This is a genomic window from Microbacterium sp. X-17, from assembly GCF_039615055.1.
In genome coordinates, this window is record NZ_JBDHNI010000002.1 from 529081 (window position 1) to 554474 (window position 25394).

Below are 25394 nucleotides of genomic sequence, written 5' to 3' on the forward strand. Positions count from 1 at the left end.
GGGGCATGCGGGTCCTGCTGAAGCTCATCGTGGATTGCGACGCGGATGCCGCGTGGCGGGCGCTGCACTCACCTACGGCCCTCGCGGAACTGTACGGTCCGCTGCTCCAGCTGCAGCCGCTTGCGGTCATGCCGTCGTCATGGGAGGCCGGCGGTGAGGCGGCGGTCGACCTCGCGCTCGGCGGGGTGGTGCCGCTCGGGCGACAGCTGATCCACGTCAGTGATCGCGTCGTCGCCTCCCGCGAGGGCGATGTCCGGATCCTCCGAGACAGCGGCATCCCCCTCTCCGGTCCGCTCGCCGCACTCGACGTCTGGGATCACCAGATCGCCGTCGCCCCGGCCGAGGACGGGTCACGCACCCTGTGGCGGGAGCGCCTCGTGATCGGCGGCCGCGCGGCCCCGGCCCTGTGGCCCGTGCTGTGGGCAACGTGGCAGTGGCGCGCGAGCCGCATCCGCTCCCTCGCCCCGAGCTGGGCGCACGATCCCGAGCCGCCGACCGCCTGAGCCGGCTACTCCGCGAGCGCCGCCACCGGAGGCACTCGGGTCGCCAGGCGGGTGGGGGTCGCAGAGGCGATCAGGGTCAGCACGACCGCGCCGGCGACCACGACCGCCAGCGGGATCCACGGGATGCCGGGCGCCACGAGCTCGGGCGCGGACGCGGCGCCGCCGACCGTCGGACGGACGGAGCCGAGCAGCGACTGCGCGGCGACCCACCCGTACAGCACCCCTAGCAGGAGGCCCACCACGACCGACGCGATCGTGATGTGCGCGGCCTCGAGCAGCACCACGCGCCGCACCTGGCCCTTCGAGAGCCCGAGCGCACGGAGCAGCCCGAGCTCACGGCGCCGCTGCACGACCCCGAGGGTCAGCAGGTTGACGAGTCCGATCGCCGCGATCACGGCGGACACTCCCACGAGGCTGGACATGATCGTCGTGAACGTGTCGAGCACGGTGCCGATCTCGGGTGGGAGCTGGCCGCCCGCGGCAGCCGTGAGGACGGTCCGCACGCTCGCGATCGCGACCGCGAACATCGTCACCAACGTCACACCCATGACGACGCCGATGGCCATCCGCGACGACCGCTCGGGGTACCGCATCGCGTTCTCCGCCGCGAGCCGCGCGACCGCGGACCGTCCGAAGCAGCGTCCTACCAGCCGGAGGACCGGCGGCATCACGACCGTCGCCCCGAGCGAGAGCCCGGTGAACGAGAGCACGCCGCCGAAGAAGGCGACCCCGATGCCGAGCGGCGTGAGGAGGCCGAGCAGGACGCCGCCCCCGAGCAGGACCGCGCCCGCCAGGATGAGCGCCACCGCGACGCGGTTGCGGCCCCCGCGGTGCGCGAGCGCGGCGTGCGCGGCCTCGGTCGAGCCGCCCAGCGCCTGCAGCGGCGTGACCGTCAGCACGCGCCGCGAGCCGATCCCCGCGGCGGCCCACGTCGTGAGCGCCACCACGACCGCCGGCACGAGCAGCACTGGCTGCAGCACCCCGTATGAGACGTGTGCCACAGTGAAGGACGCCTCAACGATCGGGATGCTGGCGAACGCGACGAGGATGCCGAACACGAGTCCCGCGGCCGCTCCGAAGCATCCGACGACGAGTCCCTGTCGCGTCACCTCGGCCCGCTGCGAGCGCGCCGACGCCCCGATGAGCCGCAGCAGCGCGATCTGCCGGGTGCGCCCGGCGACGACCGTCGCGAACGTGTTCGCCGTAACGATCGCGCCGACGTACACCGCCACCCCGACGAACAGGACCGCCAGCACCGACAGCACGAGCGCGAGCGTGTGGCTGTCGCCGATCAGCGGATCGGCGCGCAGGAGCGCCGAGATGTAGCCGACCGCCGACAGCAGGATCGCACCGAACGCGGACGACACCGCCGCGACGAGGATGCTGGCGCCCATGCCGCGATCGCGCAGCCATCCGAGCGAGCCCCGACGGCGCGGCATCCGCGCCTCCGCCACCGTGCTCATGCCCGCGCCCCGACCGTGCCGAGCTCAGCCGCGAGCATGTAGGCCGCGATCTCCTCCGCCGTCTGCCGCGGCTTGTCGGCGACGATCCGGCCGTCGCCGAGGAACAGCACCCGGTCGGCGTGGCTCGCGGCGAGCGCGTCGTGGGTCACCATCGCGATCGACTGCCCGTGCGTCCGGCTCGCGTCCGCGAGCAGGCCCAGCACCTCGCGTCCGCTGCGCGAGTCGAGGTTGCCGGTCGGCTCGTCCGCGAACACGAGGTCGGGCGCCGTCGCGAGCGCGCGCACGATCGCGACGCGCTGCTGCTGCCCGCCGCTCAGCTGGTGCGGACGATGGCCCAAGCGGTCCCGCAGGCCGAGCGTGTCGATGAGACTGTCGATCCGCGCCCGCTCGAGCGCGGTCGGGCGGCGTCCGTCCAGGTCGAACGGCAGGAGGATGTTCGCCGCCGCATCGAGCGTCGGCACGAGATTGAAGGCCTGGAACACGAAGCCGACCCGGCGGCGGCGCAACAGCGTGAGCTCGCCGTCGGAGAGTCCGGTGATGTCGGTGTCGCCGATCCAGACGCTGCCCGAGGTCGGCGCGTCGAGGCCCGCCATGATGTGCATGAGGGTCGACTTGCCGGAGCCGGACGGACCCATGATCGCCGTGAACTCTCCCCGTCGGATGCCCACCGAGACGGCGTCGAGCGCGCGGACCTCTCCCTCGCCCGTGCCGTAGGTCTTCGTCAGCTGATGCACGCGGGCCGCGAGGCCCAACTCCGTCGATGTCAGTTGCATGCCTTCGACGTTAGGAACCCGGCCGGCCGCGCACATCCGCCTCGAGAGGCATCCGCCTACATCCCGAGGATGATCCCGGTCAGACGAGGTGGTGTTCGAATGCGAAGACCACGAGCTGGACCCGGTCGCGCAACGCCAGCTTGCCGAGGATGCGGCTCACGTGCGTCTTCACCGTCGCCTCGGAGAGGAACTCGCGCTCGGCGATCTCAGCATTCGACAGGCCGCGGGCGGCGAGGGCGAAGATCTCTCGTTCGCGGTCCGTGAGGTCCTGGTATGCGGGCGGCACCGCGCGGACGCCCGGCGAGGCGAAGTGCGCGAACAGGTCGCGCGTGGCCGACGCGGCCACCACCGCCGACCCCGCGTGGACGGTGCGGATCGCGGCCAGGAGGAACTCCGGGTCGGCATCCTTCAAGAGGAAGCCGCTCGCCCCGCCCCGGATCGCGCGGGCGGCGGCCTCGTCGAGGTCGAACGTCGTCAGCATGACGATGCGCGGCGGATCCGGATCCCGGAGGAGCTCCTCGGTCGCGGCGAGCCCGTCCATGACCGGCATCCGGATGTCCATCAGCACGACGTCGGGGCGCACCTCGCGAACGAGTCCGACCGCCTGCCGTCCGTCGCCCGCCTCGCCCACGACCTCGAGGTCGGGCTGTGAGTCGACGAGCATACGGATGCCGGCGCGGAAGAGCGCCTGATCGTCCACGAGCGCGACCCGGATCATGCCGCGGACCCCAGCGGAATCTCGGCCCGCACGACGAACTCCCCCTGGTCCGCCCCGGCCCGCAGGGCGCCGCCCACCAGCCCCGCGCGCTCGCCCATGCCGACGAGCCCGTGGCCGCCGCCCGGCGCCGCTCCGGGCACGACCCCGTTGCGCACCTCGATCCGCAGCTCCGGTCGGGCGCGCCCCCGCTCCGGTTGTAGACGAGCGAGCGCGACGGAGACGGGGCCGCCGTCGCCATGTCGGAGGGCGTTGGTGAGCGCCTCCTGCAGGATCCGGTACACGGCGAGCTGCACGGCCGTGGGCACCTCGTCTGCGGACGGCTCGACGTGCGCACGCAGCACCATCCCCGCGGCGCGGAAGTCCGCGAACAGCGCGTCCAGGTCGGCGAGCGTGGGCTGGGGCCCGGCCGGCTGACGCTGCCGGAGCTGTCCGAGCAGAACGCGCACGTCGGCCAGCGCCGTGCGCGCCGTGGAGCCGATCGCGGTGAGCGCCTCGTCGGTGGCACGCGGATCGGATGCCGCGGCATAGCGCGCCCCGTCTGCTTGCGCGATCACGACGGCGAGCGAGTGCGCGACGACGTCGTGCATGTCGCGCGCGATGCGGACGCGCTCGAGCTCCGCCGCGGCCTCGATCTCGGCCCGCGCCTGCGCGATCCGGGTCTCCCGCGTGCGGTTGACCGAGCGCACCAGGGCGCCGGCGGTCCAGGCGAGCGACAGCGCGAACAGCGCGGCGGCGAGCACCACGACGACGACCGGCACGAGCGCGAGGCGGCCGTCGAGCAGGAGCGAGCGCGGACCCCAGAAGAGGTAGACCGTGATGGCGACGGCACCCGCGCCGGCCGACGCGAGCGCGAGCCAGAACTCCACCCGCGTGCCGTACGCGGCGGTCGCGTACAGGATGGCGAAGACGGCGATGTCCGCGGGGGCCGGCGGCAGTGCGCCGACCATCTGCAGGATCGCCGCCGTCCACGCGACCGCGAGCGCGAGCCCCGGCGCGAAGCGCCGTAGCCCCACCGCGACCGCGAAGAGGACGACGTACGCGATCTGCACGAACGACGGGCCGGCGCCCCGCAGCGCCCCGTCGGCGAGCAGGGCGAACGCCAGGTACATCCCCGCGAGTATCAGGTCGACCGCGACCTGATAGGACTTCAGCGCGCGGAACATCCCCTCACGGTACGTGAGCGCGGTACGCCGGGGCATCCGTCCTGGGATGTATCCGCACGAGCCCTGGGGACTACCGGAGCGCGCCGACGCTCGCGAGCGCGAGGCGCACGAGAGTCCCGCGGCCGCCCTCCATCTCGGCCGCGAGCGCGTCGGTGGCGGCCATCTCCGGCGGCATCCACGTCACCTCGAGGGCATCCTGCCGAGGCTCGCACGTGCCGGACACCGGGACGACGAACGCCAGCGACACAGCGTGCTGCCGGTCGTCGTGGAACGCGCTGACACCCGGGATCGGGAAGTACTCCGCGACGGTGAAGGGCGTGGGCGACGGGGGAAGGAGGGGGAACGCCATCGGCCCGAGGTCGTTCTCGAGGTGCCGGAACAGGGCGTCGCGCACGGTCTCGCCGTAACGCACGCGCCCCGACACGATCGTGCGGGTGATCTCGCCGAGCGGCGTCGCACGGAGGAGGATGCCGACCTCGGTCACCGCGCCGAGACCATCGGTGCGCACCGGCACCGCCTCGACGTACAGCATCGGCAGCCGTCGGCGGACCTCGGTGAGCTCGACGTCCGTGAGCCAGGCGGGATTCGCGTTCGAGACGGTGGACAGGGCGTCGAAGGCGTCGTCGATCCCCTCGAGCGGATCGCGCCCTTCGCCCTCTGCGCCCGGTTCGGGATCGGGGGTGCGGACCGGCATGACTCCTGTATACCCCACGCGCCCGCAGCGGCGTCCCCCACCTCCCCGAGAACGCTCCCGTGTCATGAAATGGGCCCCCAAACGTGACATAGGCGCGTTCTCGCGGGGGAGGCTGCCAGGATGAAACGGTGGATGAGACGCCTGAGCTGGATGCCGGGGCGGTCCTGTGGTCCGCACCCGCCGAGGAGCGCTCGGGTCGACCGCTCCTCGTCCTGCTGCACGGCTACGGCGCCGACGAGCGCGATCTGTTCGGGCTCGTGCGTTACCTTCCCGAGGCGTTCCTCGTGGCGGCGGTCCGCGCTCCGCTCGCGCCCCCCCTGGCCCGCGCCCGGCTATTCGTGGTACCCGATCGAGAGCCTCGACGGACGGGATGCCGGCAGTGTGACGGATGCCGCGTCCTCGCTCCTCGCCTGGCTCGACGCCGAGGCGCCGGCCGCGCCCTCGGTGGGGCTGCTCGGGTTCTCGCAGGGCGGGGCCGTGTCGCTCCAGGCCCTCCGGCTCGAGCCCGAGCGGTTCGCGTTCGCCGTGAACCTCAGCGGCTACGCCGAGCCGGGCGCCCTGCCCGGCGACGCCGCGCTCGCAGCCCGCCGCCCGCCCGTCTTCTGGGGCCGCGGCGCCCGGGACGAGGTCATCCCGAGCTTCCTCGTCGAGCACACGACGCGATGGCTGCCCGACCACGCCGACCTCAGCGGTCGCGTCTATCCGGGCCTCACCCACAGCGTGTCGGAGCCCGAGCTCGACGACATCCGCGCCTTCCTCGACCAGCGCCTCGCCGAGCTCGCCTGAGCCCCTACCCGGGCGCAGCGTCGGCGAAGAGGGCCTTGACGTCGGCGGCCATCGCCTCGGCCTTCGTGCGGAGGTCAGCGGCGGACTGCTCCTGGGCGACGACCTGAGGCCCGCGCGCATCGAGGTCCGCCCGAAGCGCATCGAGCTCCCTGAGCCGGCTCGCGAGGACGTCGCCCCAACTCCCGGTCGTCGTCCGGCCGTCGCGCAGCACCCAGGCGACGCGGACGCGATCGCGGGTCGCAGGATCCGCGGCGTTGTAGCGGGCGGCATCCGCGTTGTAGGTCTGCACCGCGTCCGTGTCCCAGGCCCGATCCGCCTCGTACTGCGCCCGCGCGGTGGCGGCGGACAGCTCCGCGTCGGCGGCCGCATTCGACGCAGCCTGCAGCTGGTCCGCGACACCTTGGAGCACGGCGTTCGACTGCGTGTAGGCGCCCACGAGCGCGGCCCGGTCCGTGAAGTACCGGGCGTAGACCGCCTCCAGCTCCGGCGCGAAGCCTCCGTCGAGCTCGATCTGCGAGCCCAGGTAGGCGAACTCCTCCGTCCCGACGTTCCCCGGATACCCGCCCACGGACCACTCGATCTGCCGGTGGACCGGGTCCTCCGCGGGCACGCGCGCCGTCTCCGCCGCGACGAGCTGGTCTACCCGCACCCGGATGTCGACATCCAGCCGGTCATATGCCGCGTGGAGCATCTCGTGCGCGGCGGTGGTGATCATGGATCCGGACAGCCGCTCGTCCGAGGGCCGGTAGATGACGATGCTCCCCACCCCGGCCACGCCCGGGCGATAGCACCCGTCGGCTACGCCGTGCTGGCGATCGTCCCCCGGGCGCGCGCAGAGCTCGGCGACCTCGTCGCCGCCGAGACGGGGCTTCGTGCCGTAGAACAGCTGCCGGCCCTCGTCCGTCAGGTACATGCGATCGGCGAGGGCCGCGACCTCCGCGGTCGGCGGATCAGGCACGTGCAGCAGACCGCGCGCGGCCGGGATCGCCTCGCCGAGGCCGATACGGGTCTCCAGCGGCAGCGCCAGCAGCGCGACGGTGCCGGCGAGGGCGAGCGCAAGCAGCAGCGAGCCGACCCACAGCCACGCGAGCGCCCGTCGGCGGCGATGCCGGTGGACCGCCGCGAACGGCGAGGGATCCTCCCCGCGCCAGGACCGCGGCATCCGCGGCGGCGACGGCTCGAAGAGCGTCATGCGCGCACCGTCGCGTGCGGCGATCCGTCGCCCGTCATTGCTTCCCCACCGTTCCCGCCCCCAAGCGGGTCGACGACCACGCGTGAAGCCACGAAATCGAAGCGGTCGCGATCCTGTCAAGCGCGCCGCGGAGATTCCGGCCCGCGTTCAGCGGGGGGTCACTGTTGCGACATCTTCCGCTGCGGGAGGATGAGCGCATGAACTCGCTCACCCGTCCGCGCCAGGGGCGCCTCGTGGCCGGCGTGATCGCCGGGATCGCGCAGCGCTTCGGCGTCGACCCGATCCCCGTCCGCATCCTCTTCGTCGCCTCCCTTCTGCTGTTCGGCCTCTCGCTGTGGGTCTACCTGCTGCTCTGGATCCTCATCCCGGCCGAGAGCTGATCCGCTCACGGGTCCGCGCCGCGTGTCGGCGGGGGCAGTCAAGATGGACGCATGAGCACGCGGAACGCGCCGGCGCGCACAACGCCCGAGGGGGGCGATGCGACCGCTGACGTGCTCGCGCGGTTCGGGCCCGCCACGCAGGACTGGTTCCGCGGCGCGTTCCCCGAGCCCACGCCGGCGCAGCGCGGTGCATGGGATGCCGTGTCGCGGGGCCGGCACGCGCTCGTGGTCGCCCCAACCGGCTCGGGCAAGACCCTGTCCGCCTTCCTCTGGGCGATCGACCAGGTCGTTGCGAGACCGCCCGCGGAAGGGATGCCGCGGACGCGCATCCTCTACATCTCGCCCCTCAAGGCCCTCGGGGTCGACGTGGAGCGCAACCTGCGCTCGCCCCTGGTCGGCATCGCCCAGTCCGCGCGGCGCCTCGGGCTCCCGGCTCCGGCCGTGACCGTGGGCGTGCGCTCGGGCGATACCACGACGGCCGATCGCCGGCGGCTCCTGACCGACCCGCCCGACATCCTCATCACGACGCCCGAGTCGCTCTACCTCATGCTCACGAGCCAGGCGGGCCGCACGCTGACCGGGGTCGAGACCGTGATCGTCGACGAGGTGCACGCCGTCGCGGCGACCAAGCGCGGCGCCCATCTGGCCGTGAGCCTCGAACGCCTCGACGCGCTGCGTCGCGCGGAGGATCCCGATCGTCCTCCCGCGCAGCGGATCGGGCTGTCCGCCACCGTGCGGCCCCTCGAGGAGGTCGCGCGGTTCCTCGGGGGCTCGGCGCCGGTCGAGATCGTGGCGCCGCCCGCGTCGAAGACGTTCGATCTCCAGGTCGTCGTCCCGGTCGACGACCTCACGAACCCGCCCCCGCCCGTGCGGCCGGACCCGCCCGCCGACGAGGCCGGCTCCGACGGCGAGTGGTACGGACCGCCGGAGAACACCGAGATGACCGGGTCGGTCTGGCCGCACGTCGAGGAGGCGATCGTCGACCGCGTGCTCGCGCACCGCTCCACGATCGTGTTCGCGAACTCGCGGCGGCTCGCGGAGCGGCTCACCGGCCGGCTCAACGAGATCTATGCGGAGCGGCTGGGCCTCGAGCTTCCCGAGCCCGCGATTCCGGCGGCGATGCCCGCGCAGGGCGGGGCGACGGCGGGCGCCGAGCCCGTGCTCGCGAAGGCGCACCACGGCTCGGTCTCGAAGGAGCAGCGGGCGCAGGTGGAGGACGAGCTGAAGTCCGGCATCCTCCGCTGCGTCGTCGCGACCTCGAGCCTCGAGCTCGGCATCGACATGGGCGCGGTCGACCTGGTCATCCAGGTCGAGGCGCCGCCGTCGGCGGCCTCCGGCCTCCAGCGCGTGGGCCGCGCGGGCCACCAGGTGGGGGAGATCAGCCGCGCCGCCCTCTTCCCGAAGCACCGCGGCGACGTGCTGCACACGGCGGTCGTGGCGGAGCGGATGCTGGCGGGCCGCATCGAGTCGATCCGGATCCCGCAGAACCCGCTCGACATCCTCGCGCAGCAGACGGTCGCGGCCACCGCCCTCGCGCCGCTCGAGGTCGAGGACTGGTACGAGACGGTCCGCCGCAGCGCGCCGTTCCGCGCCCTGCCGCGCTCGGCGTACGAGGCGACGCTCGATCTGCTCGCCGGCCGCTACCCGTCCGACGAGTTCGCGGAGCTCCGGCCGCGCCTCATCTGGGATCGCGACCTGGGGACGCTCACCTCGCGGCCGGGCGCGCAGCGGCTCGCCGTCACGAGCGGCGGCACGATCCCGGATCGGGGGCTGTTCGGCGTGTTCGTGGCGGGCGAGACCCAGAACGCGCGCGTGGGCGAGCTCGACGAGGAGATGGTGTACGAATCGCGCGTGGGCGACGTGTTCACCCTCGGCACGACGAGCTGGCGGATCGTCGAGATCACGCACGACCGCGTCAACGTCGTGCCCGCTTTCGGCCAGCCCGGCCGCGGGCCGTTCTGGCACGGCGACGGGATCGGGCGGCCGGCCGAGCTCGGGGAGGCGCTCGGAAAGCTCTCGCGCGAGGTGCACGCCGCGACGCGGGAGAAGGCGACCGAGCGGCTGCGCGCGGCCGGCCTCGACGACCGCGCGATCGACAACCTCCTCGCCTACCTGTCCGAGCAGAGGGAGGCGACCGGGAGTATCCCCAGCGATCGCACGCTGACGGTCGAGCGTGGCCGCGACGAGGTCGGCGACTGGCGCGTCATCCTGCATTCCCCGTACGGCATGCAGGTGCACGCACCGTGGGCGCTGGCCGTCGGCGCGCGCATCCGCGAGCGCCTGGGCGTCGATGGATCGGCGGTCGCGAGCGACGACGGCATCATCGCGCGCGTGCCGGATGCCGCGGCCGAACCGCCGGGCGCCGAGCTGTTCGTGTTCGACCCCGACGAGCTGGAGCGGATCGTGATCGACGAGGTGGGCGGCTCCGCCCTGTTCGCGTCGCGGTTCCGCGAGTGCGCGGCGCGCGCCCTCCTCATGCCGCGGACGAACCCGAACCGGCGGAGCCCGCTGTGGCAGCAGCGGCAGCGCTCGGCGCAGCTGCTCGAGGTGGCGCACAAACACCCGACGTTCCCGATCATCCTCGAGACTCTGCGGGAGGTCGTGCAGGACGTGTACGACGTCCCCGCCCTGCTCGACCTCGCGCGCGGGATCGGCGAGCGCCGCATCCGGCTCGTCGAGACCACCACGCAGCAGCCCTCGCCCTTCGCGCGCGACCTCCTCTTCGGGTATGTCGGCGCGTTCATGTACGAGGGCGACTCTCCCCTGGCCGAGCGGCGGGCGGCCGCGCTGTCGGTCGATCCGGCCCTCCTGGGCGAGCTCCTCGGCACGGTCGAGCTGCGCGAGCTGCTCGACCCGGAGGTGATCGCGCAGACCGAGCGCGAGCTGCAGCGCCTCGACCCGGAGCGGCACGCGCGCGGCGTCGAGGGCGTGGCCGACCTCCTGCGCGTGCTCGGCCCACTCGACGCGGCGGAGGTCTCCGCGCGGCTGCGCCCCGAGGATGCGGCATCCGCAGCCGAACTGCTGGCCGAGCTGGTCGCGGCACGGCGCGCGATCCCGGTCACGGTCGGCGGCCGATCCCGTACGGCCGCGATCGAGGACGCGGCGCGCCTCCGGGACGCGCTCGGGGCGGCGCTCCCGGTCGGCATCCCGACCGCGTTCCTGGATTCCGTGGACGACCCGCTCGGCGACCTCGTCGCCCGGTACGCGCGCACGCACGGCCCGTTCCTCCCCGACGACCTCGCCGCCTGGCTCGGGATCGGCGTCGCCGTCGCGCGTGCCACGCTCCAGCGGCTCGAAGGTCAGGGGCGGATCGCGAGCGGCTTCTTCCTCCCCGCTACGGGGGCCACGCGCGCCGATGCGACCGAGTGGTGCGACGCGGAGGTGCTGCGCCGCCTGCGGATGCGGTCGCTCGCGGCGATCCGCGGCAGCGTCGAGCCGGTCTCGCAGGACGCCTTCGCCCGGTTCCTGCCGTCGTGGCAGCACCTTGACCGGCCGCTGGAGGGGATCGACGGGGTCGCGCTCGTCGTCGAGCAGCTCGCCGGGGTCGCGCTCCCCGCGAGCGCGTGGGAGACGCTCATCCTCCCGTCGCGCGTGGCCGACTACGCGCCGTCCATGCTCGACGAGCTGACCGCGACCGGCGAGATCGTCTGGTCGGGGCACGGCACACTCCCGGGGCACGACGGGTGGATCGCGCTGCATCCCGCCGACGCCGTCGCGGTGACGCTCCCCGACGACGACGTGGAGATCCCCGCGGAGGGGCTCGAGGCGCAGCTCCTCGGCGCGCTGGCGTCGGGCGGCGCATTCTTCGCGGGCCAGCTCACGGGCCTCACAGGCGCCGAGAACGAGAAGTCCGTGGTCGAGGCGCTGTGGAGCCTCGCCTGGGCGGGCCGCGTGACGAACGACACGTTCGCACCGGTCCGGGCGCTTCTCGGCTCGGGCGGGCAGGCGCACCGCACCGTCCGTCGCGCACCGCGCTCGCGGCTCTACCGCGGTGCGCGGGCCACGCTCCCCGGGCCGCGCACGCCGTCCGCGGGCGGGCGCTGGTCGCTGCTGCCGGAGCGGGAGACGGATGCCGCGGTCCTCGCCGCCGCGACCGCGTCGCAGCTCCTCGAGCGGTACGGCGTCGTCACGCGCGGCGCGGTCCAGGCCGAGGGCATCACGGGCGGGTTCGCCCACGTGTACCGGGTGCTGTCCCGGTTCGAGGACGCGGGACACGCGCGGCGCGGCTACCTCGTGGAGAAGCTCGGGGCGGCGCAGTTCGCGGCATCCGCCACGGTCGACCGACTGCGCACGTTCGGCGGCCTCGCCGATCCGCCGCCGCGGGCCGCCGTGACGCTGGCCGCGACCGATCCGGCCAACCCCTACGGCGCGGCGCTCGGCTGGCCCGCGCGCGCAGGCGTGTCGCATCGACCGGGCCGGAAGGCGGGTGCCCTCGTCGTGCTCGTCGACGGCGCCCTGACGCTCTACCTCGAGCGCGGCGGCAAGACCGCGCTCACCTTCGGCGACGACCCCGAGGCGCTGGCCTCGGCGGTCGGCTCGCTCGCCGACACGGCCCGCCGCAGGCGGCTCGAGACGCTCACGATCGAGCAGGTCGACGGTGAGCCGGTCTTCACAACGCCGCTGTCCCGGATGCTGCGCGAGGCGGGCTTCGTCGAGTCGCCCCGCGGCCTGACCCTCCGTCGCTCCCTGGAGACGACCTCGCATGCGTAATCGCGCCGCGCGTCCGCCCGCCGGCGTGGAAGGAGGGTGATCCCTCGTGCCTGAGGGCGACACCGTCTTCCGCACGGCGCAGCGGCTCCACGAGGCGCTCGCCGGTCGCGCGGTGACCCGGTTCGAGATCCGCGTGCCGCGCGCTGCCGCGGCCGATCTGACCGGCGAGACCGTGGAGGAGGTCGTCGCGCGCGGCAAGCACCTCCTCGTGCGGATCGGGGAATGGACCCTGCACTCGCACCTGAAGATGGACGGCGAGTGGCGCGTCTACCGTGTCGGGGAGCCGTGGCGGGTGCCGTCGCACAAGGCGCGTGCAATCGTGCAGAACGCCGACCGGCAGGCCGTCGGCTTCGACCTCGCGATGGTGGACGTGCTCCCGACCCGCGAGGAAGCGAACGTCGTCGGGCATCTCGGGCCCGATCTCCTCGGCGACGACTGGGATCTCGCGGAGGCCGCACGTCGTGTGGCCGCCGACCCGCGTCCCATCCACGTCGCGCTCCTCGACCAGCGGCACCTCGCGGGCTTCGGGAACGAGTATGCGAACGAGTTGCTGTTCGTGCGCGGCATCCTGCCGTTCCGTCCGGCGACCGAGGTCGACGTGGTCCCGCTGCTCGAGACGGGGATGCGGATGATCCGCGCGAACCGCGACCGTCCGGTCCGCACGTTCACGGGCGACACCCGTCCCGGCGCCACCACGTGGGTCTACGGGCGCGCCCGTAGACCCTGCCGCCGGTGCGGAACGGCGATCGAATCCGGCCAGCTCGGCGCCGACCCCACCCGCCAGCGCACCGTGTTCTGGTGCCCGCGCTGCCAGCGCTGACGCGGCGCAAACGGACCGGACCGATTCCCGGGAATGGATCCGGGTGCGCGAGTGTTAGGCACAACGTCAGGGCAATCCGCCCGTCGGAGGACATCGTGGGAAAGAACTACGTCGACATCGAGAACGACCGCGGCGAGACGCTGCGGTACCGCAAGCACGCCAAGGGGCGGGGCCTCATCGCGCACGGCGCGAAGGTGCACGCCACCGCGACCATCGAGGCGGGCGCGTATGTCGAACCGGGAGTTCAGATCGCCGCCGGCGCCCACGTGGGCGCCGGGGCCTGGATCGAGGCGGATGCCGTGATCGGCCCGGAGGCGCAGATCGCCCCGCACGCGCACGTCGGCCGGCACGCCGCGATCGGCGCGGGCGCCCGGATCGGTGTCCGCACGCAGGTGGGGCGCGACGCGCAAGTGGCGGCCGCCTCGCTCATCGGCGACGACGTCACGATCGGCGACGGCGAACGCGTCGCGACCGACCGCCGCGGCCTCTGGCTCGCCGCCTGACCCTGCCGCCTGATCAGGCGAACAGGAACAGCACCGCGCCGATCAGCGGCAGCGTGCCCTGGATGAGGGCCGCGCGCAGGTAGCGGGCGCCGGTCGTGAGCAGCACGACCGCGGCCGCGACCATCGCGAGCAGGCTGAACAGCGCGAGGGTCTTGCCCGCGGCATCCGTTCCCGCCCAGAAGAGGATGATGCCGAGCGCCGCACCGATCGCGAGGAACAGGTTGTAGAAGCCCTGGTTGTACGCCATCGAGCGGAGCGTGTCCGCCGTCTCGCGGTCGGGCACGCCGAAGCGCCGGAAGACGGCCGGCCGCGTCCACTGCACGCTCTCCATGACGAAGATGTAGACGTGCAGGAGCGCTGCCGCCGCGCCGAACACGCTCGCGAGGATGGCGATGATCATGGCCCGACCATACCGCGCGGATAGCCTGGACCCATGGCGGATCGCTTCGTGCTCGGTGCGATCCCCGGTGCGACCCCCGGCCGATGGATCGACGCCTGGCGGGAGCGGATGCCGCGGATCCCGCTCGAGCTCGTCCCGCTGACCGTGGCCGACCAGGTCGCCGCGCTCCTCGAGGGCCGCGTCGACGCCGCGCTCGTCCGGCAGCCGGTCGAGAAGGGCGCGCTGCACGTGATCCCGCTGTATGAGGAGCGCCCCGTCGTGGTGGCATCCATCGACTCGTCGCTCCTCGCGGTGGATGAGCTGGATGCCGCGGACCTCGCCGGCGAGGTGCTGATCGTCCCCGCGGATGACGTGCTGGGCGCGCACGTCCCGGAGGCGGCGACGCCGGCGTTCGAGCCCCCCGCGAGCGCGGGGGACGCGATCGAGCTGGTCGCCGCCGGCGTCGGCGTCACGATCGTGCCGATGTCGCTCGCGCGCCTGCACCACCGCCGCGACGTGGAGTACCGCCCGCTCCGCGAGGGACCGGTCTCGGGCGTCGCCCTGGCCTGGCTCGCCGACCGCACGACCCCCGAGGTGGAGGCGTTCGTGGGCATCGTCCGAGGTCGCACGGCGAACTCCTCACGCCGCTGACCCCGGGGATCAGGCGGGGGCGACCACGGCGGCGGAGTCCGCGGGGAGGGCCACCGCGCCACCGGCGGGTACGGGCACGGCGGCGGTCGCGAGCAGCACCTCGGCCCCGGAGTGCACGGGGAACGACACGGACCCGGGCGTCAGGTTCACGAGCACGGACAGCGGGCCGCGGTGCAGCGCGAACGCACGACGCGACGGATCCGCGGCATCCACCACGATCTCTGCCGCGAGCGCCGAAAACGACGGATCCGTCAGCTCCGGACGCACGCGCCGCAGGCGGATGAGCGCGCGGTACAGGGTGAGGAGCCGCGCGTGATCGCCCTCGGTGCGCTCGGCCCAGTCCAGCTTCGAGCGGTGGAAGGTCGCGGGATCCTGCGGATCGGGCACGACCGCGGGATCCCACCCCATCCGTGCGAACTCCGCGATCCGCCCCTTCGCGGTCGCCTCGCCGAGGTCGGGCTCGGGGTGCGAGGTGAAGAACTGCCACGGGGTGGAGGCCCCCCACTCCTCGCCCATGAACAGCATCGGGGTGCCCGGCGTCGTCAGCGCCAGCACCGCCGCGACGGCGAGCCGGTCGTAGCTCAGGGCCTGGCTGAGGCGATCGCCGATCGCGCGGTTGCCGATCTGGTCGTGGTCCTGAGCGAACGTCACGAGCCGCCACGCCGGGACGGCCGCGGGGATCGGCTGCCCGTGGTCGCGCCCCCGGAAGGACGAGTACGTGCCGTCGTGGAAGAAGCCGCCGGTCCAGACCTTGGGGAGGGCGCGGGCGGCGCCGAAGTCCTCGTAGTAGCCGACCGTCTCCCCGGTCGTGGCGACGTGCAGCGCGTGATGGTAGTCGTCGCTCCACTGCGCGGTGAGCCCGTACCCGCCCGCCTCGCGCGGCAGGATGAGCGTCGGGTCGTTGAGGTCGGACTCGGCGATGAGCGCGAGCGGTCGGCCGAGATGCGCGGACAGCGCATCCGTCGCCTCCGCGAGCTCGCGCAGGATGTGCACCGGCCGCTCGTCGTGCAGCGCGTGCACGGCATCCAGCCGGAGCCCGTCGACGTGGAAGTCCCGCAGCCACAGGAGGGCGTTCTCGACGATGAACGCGCGCACGGCGGGCTCGTCGAGGTTGACGGACAGGCCCCACGTGTTGCGCGCGACATCGCGGAGGTACGGGCCGAACTCGGGCAGGTAGTTGCCGGACGGACCGAGGTGGTTGTAGACGACGTCCTGCACCACCGCGAGCCCAAGGCCGTGCGCCGCGTCGACGAAGCGCTGATAAGCGGCCGGCCCACCGTAGGGCTCGTGCACGGCGTACCAGAGCACGCCGTCGTAGCCCCAGTTCCACTCGCCGTTGACCGCGTTCACGGGCAGCAGCTCGACGTGCGTCACGCCGAGGTCGACGAGGTGACCGAGCCGCCCGATCGCGGCGTCGAGGGTGCCCTCGGGCGTGAACGTCCCGATGTGCAGCTCGTAGACGACCGCACCGGCGAGCTGCCGGCCGGTCCACGCGGCATCCGTCCACGCGAACGCGTCCGGATCGAAGTACGCGGATGCCTCGTGCACGCCCCGCGGCTGCCGGCGCGACCGCGGATCGGGCCGGACCACGTCGCCGTCCCCGAGCACGAAGCCGTACTCGTCGCCGTCGGCGAGCACGACATCCGCCGTCCACCAGCCGTCGCGGGCGGCGTCCCGCGCGAGCTCGGCATCCGCCCGGCCCGGCCGCCGCGCCCGCACGCGTTCGGCCCGCGGCGCCCACACCTCGATCATGCGAGTCCTCCTTCCGCGTCCGAGACTTCGCGGGTGAGCAGCGCCACCGGATACCGCGCCAGCAGCGCGGCCAGAGGCGCGGGGCCGCCCGCGTGCACGGCGCCCGTGAGGGCGTCGCGCCAGGCGCCGGGCGGCAGCAGAACGACCGTGTCGCCCCAGCCGCCGCGGGCGGCGAGGCCCACCGGGAGGCGCGTGGCGACCGCGATCGCCCCGCCCCGGTCGAACGCGACGACGTGCCCGGATGCCGCGCCGGCGGCCGGCAGCGGCGTGTAGCGCGTGAACAGCCCCGGCGCGTCACGTCGCAGCCGCAGCGCCCGCGACGTCACGAGCAGCTTCGCGGCGCCGGAGGCATCCATGGGCGGGAGCATCCCGGCATCCAGGCCCGCGAGCATCCGCGCGCGCCGGGCGAAGTCGACGTGCCGGCGGTTGTCCGGGTCGACGAGCGAGGTCTCCCACAGCTCCGACCCCTGGTACACGTCCGGGACCCCGGGCCCGGCGAGCTGGAGGAGCTTCGCGGACAGTCCGTTCGACCATCCGGCGGGCGCGATCTCGTCGACGAACGCGGTCACAAGCCCGGCCGCCGGCCCGTGCGCCGCCTCGACCATGGCGTGCACGCGCTCCTCGAATGCCGGATCGGGCCGCCACCACGTCGTCGCCTCGCCGGCCTCGCGCGCAGCCTTCTCCGCGTAGGCGTACAGCCGCTCCCGCGACGCCGGCCAGGCACCGACGATCGCCTGCCACAGGAGCGCATCGAACGGACCGTGCCCCGTCGACGCGACGGAGCGGAGCGCGTCGAGCACCTCCGCCCACCGGTCCGGGATCTCGGCGAGCACGGACAGCCGCGCGCGCACGTCCTCGCCGCGCTTCGTGTCGTGCGTCGACAGCGTCGTCATCGCGTGCGGCCAGGAGGCGTGCCGGGCCGCGAACGCGCGATGGAACCCGTCCACCGACAGCGCGAACACGGACGGATCCCCGCCGACCTCGGTCAGGCTGCCGAGCCGGGTCGCGCGGTAGAACGCGGTGTCCTCGACCCCCTTCGCCATCGCCGGACCGGTCGTCTGGGGGAACCGCCGGGCGACCTCGAGCGACGTGTCCGCCAGCAGCGGCAGGAGCGTCGCGATCGCGTCGGCGAGCTCGGGGCGGCGGGCGGATGCCTCGGCCGCGGCCGACTCCAGGTGCTCGTGCCCCACGGGCAGATAGGCGCGGTACACGGGGAAGCACGCGAGCAGCTCGGCCAGCGCGTCCTCGGCGTCCGGCACGGCGACCGGGAGCGTGCGCGCGAGGCGGCGCACCTCCGACACGAGGAGCGTGTCGACGACCATCCGCTTCGTGGCGTGGATCAGGTCGGGCCACGTCTGCGCGGCGCCACCCCGAAGACGCACGTCGAGCGCGTCGAGCCGCGCCTCGCCGGCCGGGTCCACGAGCACGCGGTCGACCTCCGCCATCGCGTCGTAGCCCGTCGTGCCGGCCGTCGCCCACCAGGCCGGCAGCGCCTCGGGGTGCGCCGTCGCGCTGTGCTCGAGGATCTTCTCCACCACGACATAGGCCCCGCCCGTCGCGGCGGCGAGCCGCTCGAGGTACTCGCCCGGGGCCGCGAGCCCGTCCGGATGGTCGACGCGCAGCCCGTCCACGAGCCCCTCGCGGATCCAGCTCAGGACCTCCGCGTGGCTCTCCTCGAAGACCCGCGGGTCCTCGACGCGGAGGCCGGCGAGCGTCGACACCGCGAAGAACCGGCGGTAGTTCAGCTCCGACGCCTCGCGCTGCCAGAACAGGAGCTCGTAGTGCTGCCGGTCCAGCACGGCCCGGACGGATGCCGGATCCGCGGCATCCGTCAGCCGGTCCCGCGATCCGGGCGCGAGCGGCAACACGTGCCCGAAGTAGCGGAGCACCCCGGCATCCGCCTCGACCGTGATCTCGCCGCGATCCAGCACGGCGTCGAGCTCGTCCCCGAGGATCGGCAGGCGCACGCGGCCTCCGCCGTACGCCCAGTCCACGTCGAACGCGTCGGCGTGGCGCGACGCCTGACCGTGCTGCAGGAGGTCCCACCACCACGGATTCTCGGCCGGCGCGGCGATGCCCATGTGGTTGGGCACGATGTCGACGAGGATGCCGAGTCCCGCCTCGCGGGCGGCCGCGGCGAAGCGCTCGAGCCCGGCGCGGCCACCGCGAGCCGGGTCGACGCGTGTCGGGTCCACGACGTCGTAGCCGTGGTCGGACCCCGCCGCCGCCGTCAGCAGGGGCGACAGGTACGCCGTGTCCACGCCGAGGTCGTGGAGGTAGCCGGTGACGTGCGCGGCCGCGTCGAGATCGAACGACGCGCGGATCTGCAGGCGGTACGTCGACGCGGGCACGCGCATGGCTACCGCGGCAGCTCGGTGCGGGGGGCCGCGGCCGGCACCTCGTCGATCGCGGTCGTGTGCGCCGCCGCGAGCGACGCGGCGACCGAGTGGTCGGCCTCGAGCTCGGGCTCCCGGTGCTCGCACAGCACGAGCAGCGACGACGCGTGCACGGGGAGCGTGCGCCCCGGCTCGATCGGGGGCGTGTTGGCGTACACCCCGGCCGTGTCGACCAGCACGTCCCAGCGGGGGCTGAAGTCGACGTCCGGGAAGGTGAAGTCCACCACGTCGTCCCCGGAGTTGAACAGCACGATGAAGTGGTCGTCGGTGATGTCGCCGCCGCGCCGGTCCCGCTCGCGGATGCCGTTGCCGTTCAGGAACACGCCGATCGCACGCCCGAACCCGGAGTCCCAGTCCTCCGGCTGCATCTGCGTGCCGTCGGGCTTCAGCCACACGATGTCGGGGACGCGCCCCTCCTCGCGGCGGACCGGGCGTCCGTTGAAGAAGCGGCTCCGGCGGAACGTCGGGTGCTCGCGGCGCAGGCGGGCCAGCGCCGCCGTGAACTCCACGAGCGGCTGGTCGACCGCATCCCAGTCGATCCAGCTGGTGTCGTTGTCCTGTGCGTAGCCGTTGTTGTTGCCGCGCTGCGTGCGGCCCAGCTCGTCGCCGTGCAGCAGCATCGGCACGCCCTGCGAGAGCAGGAGCGTCGCGATGAAGTTCCGTTGCTGACGCGCGCGGCGCGTGAGGATGTCGGGATCGTCCGTCGGACCCTCGACGCCGAAGTTGCGCGAGCGGTTGTCGTTCGCGCCGTCGTGGTTGTCCTCGCCGTTGGCCTCGTTGTGCTTCTGCTCGTACGACACGAGGTCGCGGAGGGTGAAGCCGTCGTGCGCCGTCACGAAGTTGATGGAGGCCACCGGCCGCCGCCCGGAGTGCTCGTACAGGTCGCTCGATCCGGTGAGGCGGGAGGCGAACTCGCCGAGCGCCTGCGGCTCGCCCCGCCAGTAGTCGCGGACCGTGTCGCGGTACTGCCCGTTCCACTCCGTCCACTGCGGGGGGAAGTTGCCGACCTGGTAGCCGCCCGGTCCGACGTCCCACGGCTCGGCGATGAGCTTCACCTGCGACACCACCGGGTCCTGCTGCACGAGCTCGAAGAAGGCGGCGAGGCGATCGACGTCGTAGAACTCCCGCGCGAGAGTGGCGGCGAGGTCGAACCGGAAGCCGTCCACGTGCATCTCGAGGACCCAGTAGCGCAGCGAGTCCATGATGAGCTGCAGCGTGTGCGGATTGCCGACGTTGAGGCTGTTGCCCGTGCCGGTGTAGTCCGTGTAGGAGCGCTTGTCGTTCTGGTCGAGCCGGTAGTACGCCTCATTGTCGATGCCGCGCATCGACAATGTCGGACCCAGCTGGTTGCCCTCGGCCGTGTGGTTGTAGACGACGTCGAGGATCACCTCGATCCCGGCCTGGTGCAGGGCGCGCACCATCCCCTTGAACTCCTGCACCTGCTGGCCGAGCTGCCCGGTCGAGGAGTACGTGTTCTGCGGCGCCAGGAAAGCGATCGTGTTGTAGCCCCAGTAGTTGGAGAGGCCCTGCTCCTCGAGGCGCGCGTCGTTCACGAACTGGTGCACCGGCATGAGCTCGATCGCCGTGACGCCGATCTTCTTGAGGTGCTCGATGATCGCCGGGTGCGCGATCGCGCTGTACGTGCCGCGGATCGACTCCGGGATGCCGGGATGCCGCATCGTCAGGCCCTTGACGTGCGCCTCGTAGATGAAGCTCTCCGCATACGGCGTCTTCGGCTGACGGTCGCCGCCCCAGTCGAAGAAGGGGTTGATCACGACGCTCTTGGCCGCGTGCGACGCGGAGTCCTCGGCGTTGAGGCTGTCGGGCTGGTCGAGGTCATAGCCGAAGACCGGCTGACCCCAGACCGTCTGGCCCTCGACCGCCTTCGCGTACGGGTCGATGAGGAGCTTGTTCGGATTGAACCGGCGCCCCGAACCCGGATCGTACGGCCCGTACACCCGGTAGCCGTAGCGCTGACCGGGCTCGATGTTGGAGATGTATGTATGCCAGACGAACGCGTCGACATCGACGAGCTCGACGCGGGTCTCCGCGCCGTCGTCGTCGAAGAAGCAGAGCTCCACGCGTTCGGCGCCCTCGCTGAACAGGGCGAAGTTCGTGCCGTTCCCGTCGAACGTCGCGCCCAGCGGATAGGCGGATCCGGGCCAAGCTTGCATCGACGGACTCCTCACCAGAGCTTCACCCTATTGGGTGCGCGTAACGGCAGGCTACGCGCCCGGAGATGGAGAGCCGGCGAGGGAGATCCGCTCGTCGAGGTAGTCCGCGAGGGGCATGGCGCCGGCCGCGCGGCTCCAGCGCACGGCCGGTCTCCCGCCGAGGAGGGTGAGGGGTCCGGCGTCCCCGGCGCGGTCGAGCGCGATGAGATCCAGCGGGGTCCACCCGACGTGCACGAGCGCGCCCGCGGGGAACCCGCCGCGGAACGCGGCCTCCGCGCGCTCGGCGCGTTCACGCTGCGACTGCGCGGCGTAGCCCCGGGGCACGGGCTCTCGCGCGCGGAGGATCTCCCCGGTCGCGAGCGCCGCGTCGTCCGTCAGCAGCAGGACCCCGAGGTGCCAGGCGTCGCCCGCCGGCACGATCCGCGCGCCGCGCCCGAAGCCCAGCACGCGGCGTGAGTCCCGCCAGGTGCCGAGCGCCTCGCGCGGCACCCGCGCGAGGCGGGCCCGCGCGTGGTGGAGGAGGTCTTCGACCTCCTCCACCCCCCCCCCCCCCCCCCCCCCCCGCCGCCCCCCCCCCGGCAACCCCCCCGGGGGGGGGGCGCCGGGGGTGGTGGGGGGCGGTAGGCCCACCCCCCCCCCACGCCCACCCGCCCAGCGTACGTCCGCCCCGTCCGTGCCTCACGCCCGACGCCCGCCGGGCGGCCCGGGCCACCTCCCCGCGAGGCCCGGCCACCTCCCCGGGCCGGCGAGGCCCGGCCACCTCCCCGCGAGAACGCGCGTATGTCACGAAAATGCCCCCAGAACGTGACACACGCGCGTTCTCAGCGGGAGGGGGCCGGAGGGAGGGGGCGGGTCAGACGGACATGGCGTGGGTCGCGGGGCCGTGCACCTGCCGGTGCAGGCGCTCCATGCGGGTGTCGAGCTCGGCCGCCGTGTCCGCGGCATCCTTCAACTCAGCGAGGAGGCCGTCGGGCACCTGCCGGTCGTACTTGTAGTAGATCTTGTGCTCGAGGCTCGCCCAGAAGTCCATCGCGACCGTGCGGAACTGCACCTCGACCGGCACCTGCACCCGGCCGGTCGACAGGAAGACCGGCACCTCGACGATCGCGTGCAGGCTCTTGTAGCCGTTCGCCTTCGGGTGCGCGATGTAGTCCTTCACGAGGCGCACCGAGATGTCGTCCTGCTGCGTCAGCAGGTCGAACAGGCGGTACGTGTCCGCGACGAAGCTGCAGGTCACGCGGACCCCCGCGACATCCGTGATGTTCTCGCGGATCGACGCGTAGTCGGATGCCACGCCCTTGCGCCCGACCTTCTCGACGAGGCTGTCCGCGGACTTCACACGGCTCGAGACATGCTCGATCGGGTTGTACTCGTGGAGATGCAGGAACTCGTCCCGGAGGATCGCGATCTTCGTCTCGATCTCCTGGAGGCCGAAGCGGTACTCCAGCAGGAAACGCTGCAACTCGTCGCGCGTGGAGCGCAGCTGCGCGAGTGAGACGGTCACCTCGTCCTCGGCGGCGGGAAGGCTCATGGTCCCCACGCTAGGCCGCCCGAATACGAGGGGCCTGTGAAGCACCGCGCGAATCCCCGAGCGAGACTCGGCCGCTGCGGCGAGACTCCTGCGCTCCCACCGTGTGTCGCGGCGGATGCCGAGTCTCGACGAGCGGGTCAGACCGGCGACAGGACGGATGCCGCCTGGCGCGCGGCGCCCAGGGCGACGTACTCGCCGGGCGCCGGCACCTGCACGGGCAGCCCGAGGATCGCCGGAGCGATCCGCTGCACCGCCGCGGATCGGGCGCCCCCGCCGATCAGCACCGCGCGCTCGAGGGGCACGCCCAGGCCGCGCAAGGCCTCGAGGCCCGCGGCGAGGCCCGACAGCATCCCCTCCACCGCGGCGCGGGCGAGGTTCTCCCGCGTCGTCGAGGCGAGGGTCATCCCGGTGAGGGATGCCGTCGCATCGGGCAGGTTCGGGGTGCGCTCGCCCTCGAAGTACGGCACGAGCGTGAGGCCGCCCGCCCCGGATTCGGCGGCGAGCGCGAGGCGGCTCAGCTCGTCGTGATCGACGCCGAGGACGCCGGCGATCGCGTCGAGCACGCGCGCGGCGTTGAGCGTGGCCACGAGCGGAAGGAAGTGCCCGTCGGCGTCGGCGAAGCCCGCGACCGTGCCGCTCGGGTCGATCGTGCGCTGCGCGCTCACCGCGAAGACCGTGCCGCTCGTCCCGATCGAGACCACGACGTCCCCGACCCGCGCGCCCACCCCGAGCGCCGCGGCCGCGTTGTCGCCCGCGCCCGGGGCGACGCGCCGGCCGTCCGCGTCCAGAACGTGCTCCCGCGGACCCAGCACCCGCGGCAGGATCGCGTCGTGCCCGAGCGCTGCGATCAGGAGCTCCCGGTCGTAACCGCCGGTCGCCGGATCCCAGTAGCCCGCGCCGGAGGCATCCGACCGGTCGGTCACCAGCTCCTCGAGGCGCGGGCCCCGGGGCGCGTCCCCCTCCGGGCCGAAGCCGCGGAGCCGCCACGTGAGCCAGTCGTGCGGCAGCGCGACCGCGGCGACGCGAGCGGCGTGCTCGGGCTCGTGGTCGCGGAGCCAGCGCAGCTTCGTGATCGTGAACGACGCCACCGGCACGAGGCCCGTGCGCTCCACGAGGGCGTCCGCCCCGAACTCCGCGACGAGGTCGCGCGCGGCACCCGCCGAGCGGGTGTCGTTCCACAGCAGCGCGGGCCGGATGACGCATCCCTCCGCGTCGAGCGCGACCATGCCGTGCTGCTGCCCGCCGACGGCCCACGCCGCGACGTCGCCGACCCCGCCCGCCTCCGCGATCGCCGCCTGGAGCGCCGTCCACCACACCTCGGGATCGACCTCGGTGCCGCCCGGGTGCGCCGCGCGCCCCTGCCGCACGACCGCGCCGGTCGCGGCATCCACCACGACGACCTTGCACGCCTGGGTCGAGGAGTCGACCCCGAGCACGAGTGTCATCCCGTCATCCTCTCCCCGCGCCTCGCCCGCACAACTCCTGCAATCCAGGTCTGCCGGACGCCGCAGCCCGTGCGTCGTCCGGGAATCCGCACGGCGTGCAGGAGTTGTGCGGGCCGAGCGCGGGCAACGGCATCAGCCGCGGGCGCCCAGCAGGTGCTCGGTGGCGAGCTGCTGCAGCCGGACGAACCCGAAGCCCTTGCCGCCGAAGTACGGGGAGGGGTCGAAGTCCTCGAAGGCCGTGCGATCCGCGAGGAGGTCGTCGTACGACTCCCCCGGGGCCAGCGTCGGGGTGGAGAGGTCTGGCACGCGGGCAGCGGCGAGCGCCTCCTGCACGTCGGGATCGGCGCGGAAGGCGGCCGCGCGCTCCTTCAGCAGCAGGTAGGTGCGCATGTTGGCCGCGGCCGAGTCCCACACGCCGGTCTCGTCCTCGGTACGCGACGGCTTGTAGTCGAAGTGGCGCGGGCCGTCGTACGTCGGGCCCCCGGAGGGACCGCCGTTCTCGAGCAGATCCACCAGCGCGAACGCGTTGTGCAGGTCGCCGTGACCGAACACGAGGTCCTGGTCGTACTTGATCCCGCGCTGGCCGTTGAGGTCGATGTGGAAGAGCTTGCCGTGGTACAGCGCCTGGGCGATGCCGGCCGCGAAGTTCAGCCCCGCCATCTGCTCGTGCCCGACCTCGGGGTTCAGGCCCACGAGCTCCGGGCGCTCGAGCGAGGAGATGAAGGCGAGCGCATGCCCCACGGTGGGGAGGAGGATGTCGCCGCGCGGCTCGTTCGGCTTGGGCTCGATCGCGAACCGGATGCCGTAGCCCTTGTCCGTCACGTACTGCCCCAGCAGGTCGACGGCCTCGCGGTAGCGCTCCAGCGCCGCCCGGATGTCCTTCGCGCTGTCGTACTCGGCGCCCTCCCGGCCGCCCCACATGACGAACGTGGATGCCCCGAGCTCGGCGGCGAGGTCGAGGTTCCGGAGCACCTTCCGCAGCGCGAACCGGCGCACGGCGCGGTCGTTCGAGGTGAACCCGCCGTCCTTGAACACCGGCGCGGAGAAGAGGTTCGTCGTGATCATCGGGACCTTCAGCCCGGTGTCCGCCAGCGCGCGCGTCAGCCGGTCGATCTGGGTCCGTCGCTCGGCCTCCGTGGATCCGAACGCGAAGAGGTCGTCGTCGTGGAACGTGAGGCCGTACGCACCGAGCTCGGTGAGCTTCTCGACGACGTGCACGACGTCGAGCGGGGGACGCGTCGGGCCGCCGAACGGATCGGTGCCGTTGTAGCCGACGGTCCAGAGGCCGAACGTGAACCTGTCGGCGGGCGTAGGCGTGACCATGATGCTCCCTCGCAAAATGTTGTTAAGCACAACGTATA

The 25394-nt window shown here is 73.2% G+C and carries 20 protein-coding genes and 1 pseudogene; 7 read left to right on the forward strand and 14 right to left on the reverse strand.

From position 1 onward, the window contains the following. Nucleotides 1-5 precede the first annotated feature (5 nt). Complete coding sequence (locus ABCS02_RS10970) at nucleotides 6-503, forward strand: hypothetical protein (protein ID WP_345835669.1); 498 nt, start codon at nucleotides 6-8, stop codon at nucleotides 501-503. 5 nt (nucleotides 504-508) lie between these two features. Here ABCS02_RS10970 and ABCS02_RS10975 read toward each other — a convergent pair whose 3' ends face one another. The 5 genes from ABCS02_RS10975 to ABCS02_RS10995 form a co-directional block, all read right to left on the reverse strand. Beyond that, entirely contained in the window at nucleotides 509-1966 is a 1458-nt protein-coding gene (locus tag ABCS02_RS10975; protein WP_345835670.1) for an FtsX-like permease family protein, read from the reverse strand. Further along, entirely contained in the window at nucleotides 1963-2739 is a 777-nt protein-coding gene (locus tag ABCS02_RS10980; RefSeq protein WP_345835671.1) for an ABC transporter ATP-binding protein, read from the reverse strand. The genes ABCS02_RS10975 and ABCS02_RS10980 overlap by 4 nt, the downstream gene beginning before the upstream one ends. A gap of 79 nt (nucleotides 2740-2818) precedes the next feature. Further along, nucleotides 2819-3457, reverse strand: a complete 639-nt coding sequence (locus tag ABCS02_RS10985) for a response regulator transcription factor (RefSeq protein ID WP_345835672.1) — start codon at nucleotides 3455-3457, stop codon at nucleotides 2819-2821. Continuing rightward, a complete protein-coding gene (locus ABCS02_RS10990) occupies nucleotides 3454-4620 on the reverse strand; it encodes a histidine kinase (protein ID WP_345835673.1) in 1167 nt (388 codons plus the stop codon). The genes ABCS02_RS10985 and ABCS02_RS10990 overlap by 4 nt, the downstream gene beginning before the upstream one ends. A gap of 70 nt (nucleotides 4621-4690) precedes the next feature. After that, nucleotides 4691-5314: an NUDIX hydrolase family protein gene (locus ABCS02_RS10995; protein WP_345835674.1), complete on the reverse strand. Its 624-nt coding sequence runs from the start codon at nucleotides 5312-5314 to the stop codon at nucleotides 4691-4693. Nucleotides 5315-5442: 128 nt separating this feature from the next. Between ABCS02_RS10995 and ABCS02_RS11000 the strand changes: the two are divergent. Beyond that, nucleotides 5443-6100 (forward strand): annotated as a pseudogene (locus ABCS02_RS11000) (alpha/beta fold hydrolase). A 4-nt stretch (nucleotides 6101-6104) separates the two neighbouring features. On the opposite strand, the gene ABCS02_RS11005 reads toward ABCS02_RS11000, so the two are convergent. Beyond that, nucleotides 6105-7292, reverse strand: coding sequence for a hypothetical protein (locus tag ABCS02_RS11005; protein ID WP_345835675.1), 1188 nt, complete (start codon nucleotides 7290-7292; stop codon nucleotides 6105-6107). 197 nt (nucleotides 7293-7489) lie between these two features. Between ABCS02_RS11005 and ABCS02_RS11010 the strand changes: the two genes are divergently transcribed. The 4 genes from ABCS02_RS11010 to ABCS02_RS11025 all read left to right on the forward strand — a co-directional run bounded on the left by ABCS02_RS11010 (nucleotide 7490) and on the right by ABCS02_RS11025 (nucleotide 13705). After that, a complete protein-coding gene (locus tag ABCS02_RS11010; protein ID WP_345835676.1) occupies nucleotides 7490-7672 on the forward strand; it encodes a PspC domain-containing protein in 183 nt (60 codons plus the stop codon). Nucleotides 7673-7723: 51 nt separating this feature from the next. Further along, the gene (locus ABCS02_RS11015) at nucleotides 7724-12382 is read left to right on the forward strand and encodes an ATP-dependent helicase (protein ID WP_345835677.1); all 4659 of its coding nucleotides are present in this window, start codon (nucleotides 7724-7726) and stop codon (nucleotides 12380-12382) included. Nucleotides 12383-12428: 46 nt separating this feature from the next. Next, complete coding sequence (locus ABCS02_RS11020; protein WP_345835678.1) at nucleotides 12429-13202, forward strand: DNA-formamidopyrimidine glycosylase family protein; 774 nt, start codon at nucleotides 12429-12431, stop codon at nucleotides 13200-13202. A 95-nt stretch (nucleotides 13203-13297) separates the two neighbouring features. Next, nucleotides 13298-13705 carry a transferase gene (locus ABCS02_RS11025; protein ID WP_345835679.1) on the forward strand — a complete coding sequence of 136 codons (408 nt, stop codon included), beginning with the start codon at nucleotides 13298-13300 and terminating at the stop codon, nucleotides 13703-13705. 13 nt (nucleotides 13706-13718) lie between these two features. Here the strand turns inward: ABCS02_RS11025 and ABCS02_RS11030 are convergent, their stop codons facing one another. Beyond that, nucleotides 13719-14105: a DUF1304 domain-containing protein gene (locus tag ABCS02_RS11030; protein WP_345835680.1), complete on the reverse strand. Its 387-nt coding sequence runs from the start codon at nucleotides 14103-14105 to the stop codon at nucleotides 13719-13721. Nucleotides 14106-14138: 33 nt separating this feature from the next. Between ABCS02_RS11030 and ABCS02_RS11035 the strand changes: the two genes are divergently transcribed. Continuing rightward, nucleotides 14139-14735, forward strand: coding sequence for a LysR family substrate-binding domain-containing protein (locus ABCS02_RS11035; RefSeq protein ID WP_345835681.1), 597 nt, complete (start codon nucleotides 14139-14141; stop codon nucleotides 14733-14735). A 9-nt stretch (nucleotides 14736-14744) separates the two neighbouring features. Here ABCS02_RS11035 and treZ read toward each other — a convergent pair whose 3' ends face one another. From treZ to xylA, 7 genes are all read right to left on the reverse strand, one after another. After that, complete coding sequence (gene treZ, locus ABCS02_RS11040; RefSeq protein ID WP_345835682.1) at nucleotides 14745-16487, reverse strand: malto-oligosyltrehalose trehalohydrolase; 1743 nt, start codon at nucleotides 16485-16487, stop codon at nucleotides 14745-14747. After that, nucleotides 16484-18844, reverse strand: coding sequence for a malto-oligosyltrehalose synthase (gene treY, locus ABCS02_RS11045; protein WP_345835683.1), 2361 nt, complete (start codon nucleotides 18842-18844; stop codon nucleotides 16484-16486). Before treY ends, treZ begins: the two co-directional genes overlap by 4 nt. 2 nt (nucleotides 18845-18846) lie before the next feature. Then, the gene (gene glgX, locus ABCS02_RS11050; RefSeq protein WP_345835684.1) at nucleotides 18847-21057 is read right to left on the reverse strand and encodes a glycogen debranching protein GlgX; all 2211 of its coding nucleotides are present in this window, start codon (nucleotides 21055-21057) and stop codon (nucleotides 18847-18849) included. 51 nt (nucleotides 21058-21108) lie between these two features. After that, on the reverse strand, nucleotides 21109-21597 hold the full coding sequence (locus tag ABCS02_RS11055; RefSeq protein WP_345835685.1) for a glutaminase: 489 nt from the start codon (nucleotides 21595-21597) through the stop codon (nucleotides 21109-21111). Nucleotides 21598-21910: 313 nt separating this feature from the next. Continuing rightward, nucleotides 21911-22588: a GTP pyrophosphokinase family protein gene (locus ABCS02_RS11060; protein WP_345835686.1), complete on the reverse strand. Its 678-nt coding sequence runs from the start codon at nucleotides 22586-22588 to the stop codon at nucleotides 21911-21913. 137 nt (nucleotides 22589-22725) lie between these two features. Next, nucleotides 22726-24033, reverse strand: a complete 1308-nt coding sequence (xylB, locus tag ABCS02_RS11065) for a xylulokinase (protein WP_345835687.1) — start codon at nucleotides 24031-24033, stop codon at nucleotides 22726-22728. Between the two features lie 132 nt (nucleotides 24034-24165). Beyond that, entirely contained in the window at nucleotides 24166-25356 is a 1191-nt protein-coding gene (gene xylA, locus ABCS02_RS11070; RefSeq protein WP_345835688.1) for a xylose isomerase, read from the reverse strand. Nucleotides 25357-25394 lie beyond the last annotated feature (38 nt).

Excerpts from the sequence above, each read along its gene's own strand:
- ABCS02_RS10970 (WP_345835669.1), top strand. The coding sequence starts at position 6 with ATGCGGGTCCTGCTGAAGCTCATCGTGGATTGCGACGCGGATGCCGCG.
- ABCS02_RS10975 (WP_345835670.1), bottom strand. The coding sequence starts at position 1,966 with ATGAGCACGGTGGCGGAGGCGCGGATGCCGCGCCGTCGGGGCTCGCTC.
- ABCS02_RS10980 (WP_345835671.1), bottom strand. The coding sequence starts at position 2,739 with ATGCAACTGACATCGACGGAGTTGGGCCTCGCGGCCCGCGTGCATCAG.
- ABCS02_RS10985 (WP_345835672.1), bottom strand. The coding sequence starts at position 3,457 with ATGATCCGGGTCGCGCTCGTGGACGATCAGGCGCTCTTCCGCGCCGGC.
- ABCS02_RS10990 (WP_345835673.1), bottom strand. The coding sequence starts at position 4,620 with ATGTTCCGCGCGCTGAAGTCCTATCAGGTCGCGGTCGACCTGATACTC.
- ABCS02_RS10995 (WP_345835674.1), bottom strand. The coding sequence starts at position 5,314 with ATGCCGGTCCGCACCCCCGATCCCGAACCGGGCGCAGAGGGCGAAGGG.
- ABCS02_RS11005 (WP_345835675.1), bottom strand. The coding sequence starts at position 7,292 with ATGACGCTCTTCGAGCCGTCGCCGCCGCGGATGCCGCGGTCCTGGCGC.
- ABCS02_RS11010 (WP_345835676.1), top strand. The coding sequence starts at position 7,490 with ATGAACTCGCTCACCCGTCCGCGCCAGGGGCGCCTCGTGGCCGGCGTG.
- ABCS02_RS11015 (WP_345835677.1), top strand. The coding sequence starts at position 7,724 with ATGAGCACGCGGAACGCGCCGGCGCGCACAACGCCCGAGGGGGGCGAT.
- ABCS02_RS11030 (WP_345835680.1), bottom strand. The coding sequence starts at position 14,105 with ATGATCATCGCCATCCTCGCGAGCGTGTTCGGCGCGGCGGCAGCGCTC.
- ABCS02_RS11035 (WP_345835681.1), top strand. The coding sequence starts at position 14,139 with ATGGCGGATCGCTTCGTGCTCGGTGCGATCCCCGGTGCGACCCCCGGC.
- treZ (WP_345835682.1), bottom strand. The coding sequence starts at position 16,487 with ATGATCGAGGTGTGGGCGCCGCGGGCCGAACGCGTGCGGGCGCGGCGG.
- treY (WP_345835683.1), bottom strand. The coding sequence starts at position 18,844 with ATGCGCGTGCCCGCGTCGACGTACCGCCTGCAGATCCGCGCGTCGTTC.
- glgX (WP_345835684.1), bottom strand. The coding sequence starts at position 21,057 with ATGCAAGCTTGGCCCGGATCCGCCTATCCGCTGGGCGCGACGTTCGAC.
- ABCS02_RS11060 (WP_345835686.1), bottom strand. The coding sequence starts at position 22,588 with ATGAGCCTTCCCGCCGCCGAGGACGAGGTGACCGTCTCACTCGCGCAG.
- xylB (WP_345835687.1), bottom strand. The coding sequence starts at position 24,033 with ATGACACTCGTGCTCGGGGTCGACTCCTCGACCCAGGCGTGCAAGGTC.
- xylA (WP_345835688.1), bottom strand. The coding sequence starts at position 25,356 with ATGGTCACGCCTACGCCCGCCGACAGGTTCACGTTCGGCCTCTGGACC.